Source organism: Bradyrhizobium sp. NBAIM18, from assembly GCF_020193825.1.
GTDB classification, from domain to species: domain Bacteria; phylum Pseudomonadota; class Alphaproteobacteria; order Rhizobiales; family Xanthobacteraceae; genus Bradyrhizobium; species Bradyrhizobium yuanmingense.
In genome coordinates this window covers 1-400 of the sequence record NZ_JADYVO010000078.1, presented here as the reverse complement: position 1 = coordinate 400, position 400 = coordinate 1, and the positions used below count along the sequence as shown (strand labels likewise).

1 protein-coding gene is annotated in these 400 nt (G+C 38.5%); it reads left to right on the top strand.

The window, feature by feature from the left end:
• A partial coding sequence (locus I6F17_RS37485) for a GTP-binding protein (protein ID WP_249782831.1) occupies window positions 1–400 on the top strand: 400 nt, incomplete at both ends.

Sequence of the window (400 nt, the reverse complement as noted above, 5' to 3'; positions counted from 1 at the left end):
CTTTTATCACGTAACGTTGGTGTACCAGCATTAGTAGTATTCTTAAATAAAGTTGACATGGTTGACGATGAAGAATTATTAGAATTAGTTGAAATGGAAGTACGTGACTTATTATCTGAATACGACTTCCCAGGTGACGATGTACCTGTAATCGCTGGTTCAGCATTAAAAGCTTTAGAAGGCGATGCTCAATACGAAGAAAAAATCTTAGAATTAATGCAAGCAGTTGATGACTACATTCCAACTCCAGAACGTGATTCTGACAAACCATTCATGATGCCAGTTGAGGACGTATTCTCAATCACTGGTCGTGGTACTGTTGCTACAGGCCGTGTTGAACGTGGTCAAATCAAAGTTGGTGAAGAAGTTGAAATCATTGGTATCCATGACACTTCTAAAA